Source organism: Kitasatospora sp. NPDC059571, assembly GCF_042735675.1.
Taxonomy (GTDB): Bacteria; Actinomycetota; Actinomycetes; order Streptomycetales; family Streptomycetaceae; genus Kitasatospora.
This window is the reverse complement of record NZ_JBHWBW010000324.1, coordinates 1,422-4,026: the sequence shown is the minus strand read 5'-3', so window position 1 is coordinate 4,026 and position 2,605 is coordinate 1,422. Positions and strand designations below refer to the sequence as shown.

The window sequence follows — 2,605 nt, the reverse complement described above, 5'->3', positions numbered from 1 at the left end:
CGGCCCCCGCCCCCCCCCTCGGCGCGCCCGGCCCCCCCCGCGGGCGGGCGGGGCGGGGCTCGTTGGGCGGGGGCCCCCCCCCCCGGGGGGGGCCCCCCCCCCACCACCGGATGACCGCGCCCGAGGCCCTGGAGCAGATCGGACCCGTCCTCGCCGGCCGGCTGGACGCCCTCACCACCGACCCCGCCGCGCCGAGGAGCTGACCCGTGCAGAACCCGTTCGACGACCCCGACGGCACCTTCCTGGTGCTGATCGACGACCAGGGCCGCCACTCGCTCTGGCCGAGCGGCGGGGGGGGGGTTGGGCCCCCGCGGGGCGCCGCGGCCGCCGGTTGTCAGTGCAGGTCGAGATGATGTTCGACATGAAGGACGCAGCCGTTCCGGCCACCCCCGCCGCCTACGCCGATGCCGTCGCCACCGCCGTCGCGGCGGCCGCGGCCTACTACGCCGACGGCGCCACGCCGCTCGGCGACGACGAGTACGACGCGCTGCTGCGCTCCGTCGAGGCGTACGAGCGGGCACACCCCGACGAGGTGCTGCCGCAGTCGCCGACCGGCAAGGTCGCGGGCGGCGCCGCCGTGGGCGACGTCCCGCACACGGTGCCGATGCTCAGCCTGGACAACGTCTTCTCGCCTGACGAGCTGACCGCCTGGGCGGCCGGCCTGGAGCGCCGCCTCGGCCGCCCGGTCGCCGGCTGGTGCGTGGAGCCGAAGCTCGACGGCCTGGCGGTCGCCGCCCGGTACCGGGCCGGCCGGCTCACCCGCCTGATCACCCGCGGCGACGGCCTCGCCGGCGAGGACATCAGCCACGCCGCCGGCAGCATCATCGGGCTGCCCGAGACGCTCACCGAACCGGTCGACGTCGAACTGCGCGGCGAAGTCCTGCTGACGCAGGACCAGTTCGAGCAGGCCAACACCGTCCGCACCGCCCACGGCGACGCGCCGTTCGCCAACCCCCGCAACGGCGCCGCCGGCACCCTCCGGGCCCGCGACCGCGCCTACCGCGTCGAGCTCACCTTCTTCGGCTACGACGCGGTCGGCCTGCCCGGGCTCGGCCACGCCGACCTGCTGCAGCGGATCGCCGAGCTCGGCGCCCACACCGCCGCGAGCACCGCGGCCGCGCCGCGCCGCTGCGCCGACCCGGCCGAGGTCCAGGAGCGGATCGGGGAGATCGCCGCGCTCCGGGCCGGTCTCCCGTTCGGCATCGACGGCATCGTGGTCAAGGCCGACGCGGCCGACGACCAGGAGGCCGCCGGCACCGGATCGCGGGCACCCCGCTGGGCCGTCGCCTACAAGCTGCCCGCCGTGCACAAGGTCACCCGGCTGCTCGGCGTGGAGTGGAACGTCGGCCGGACGGGCGTGATCGCCCCGCGGGCAGTGCTGGAGCCCGTCGAGGTGGACGGCGTCACCATCACCTACGCCACCCTGCACAACCCGGCCGACATCACCCGGCGCGGCCTGCTGATCGGCGACCAGGTCTTCGTCCACCGGGCCGGCGACGTCATCCCGCGGGTGGAGGCACCGCTCGTCGACCTGCGCACGGGCGCCGAGCAGCCGATCGTCTTCCCCGAGGCCTGCCCGCGCTGCGGCGACGCCATCGACACCTCCCAGCAGCGCTGGCGGTGCGTCCGCGGCCGGGGCTGCCAGGTGGTCGCCTCCATCCGGTACGCCGTCGGGCGCGACCAGTTGGACGTGGAGGGCCTCGGCGGCACCCGGGCGGTGCAGCTCGTCGAGGCGGGGCTGGTCGCCGACCTCGCCGACCTCTTCACCCTCACCCGCGAGCAGCTGCTCACCCTCGACCGGATGGGCGACACCAGCGCCGACAACCTGATCGCGGCGATCGCCGAGGCCCGGACGCGGCCGCTGAACCGGGTGTTCTGCGCGCTCGGCGTGCTCGGTACGGGCCGCTCGATGTCGCGCCGGGTCGCCGCGCACTTCGGCAGCATGGCCGCGATCCGCGCCGCCGACGCCGCGGCGCTGGCCGAGGTCGACGGCATCGGCCCGGAGAAGGCCGCCGTGATCGTCACCGAACTCGCGGCACTGGCAGGCATCCTGGACAAGCTCGCCGCACTCGGCGTCGGCACCCAGGTGACCGCGCCCGTCGTTCGCCGGGCCGCAGCGGCAGCGGACGAGGCCCCCGTGGCGGCAGGGGCCGAGCCTGCCGGGCCGGCCGTGTCCGGGCCGCTCGCGGGGGAGGCGGTGGTGGTCACCGGCGCCATGACAGGCCCGCTGGCCGAGCTCTCGCGCAACGAGATGAACGAACTGATCGAGCGGGCGGGCGGCCGGGCGTCCTCCTCGGTCTCCAAGCGCACCACCCTGCTGGTGGCGGGCGAGAAGGCCGGCTCCAAGCGGGCCAAGGCGGAGGAGCTCGGGATCCGGATCGTCTCGCCGGACGAGTTCGCCGACCTGGTGGGCGCCGTGCTCGCCTGACCGCCGTACGCACGCCCGGCCCGACATGCACCGGGCCGCCCTGAGGCCGGCGCTGCACCCGTGGGGGCGGAGACACAAGAGAGGGGGGACCGGCCGGTGGGGGCGGGGGGGCGCCCCGGCCCCGCCCCCCCCCGGGGGGGGGGTACTCTGATGGCGAGGCGGGCGGGCGCGCGTCGC

Annotated in this window: 2 protein-coding genes; both read left to right on the top strand. The window is 76.9% G+C overall.

Annotated elements, in window-relative coordinates; all coding sequences use genetic code 11:
* Window positions 1–206: 206 nt before the first annotated feature.
* The gene (locus tag ACFV0G_RS27895; RefSeq protein ID WP_380553712.1) at window positions 207–353 is read left to right on the top strand and encodes an MbtH family NRPS accessory protein; all 147 of its coding nucleotides are present in this window, start codon (window positions 207–209) and stop codon (window positions 351–353) included.
* Complete coding sequence (gene ligA / locus ACFV0G_RS27890) at window positions 353–2,428, top strand: NAD-dependent DNA ligase LigA (protein ID WP_380553721.1); 2,076 nt, start codon at window positions 353–355, stop codon at window positions 2,426–2,428. The genes ACFV0G_RS27895 and ligA overlap by 1 nt, the downstream gene beginning before the upstream one ends.
* Window positions 2,429–2,605 lie beyond the last annotated feature (177 nt).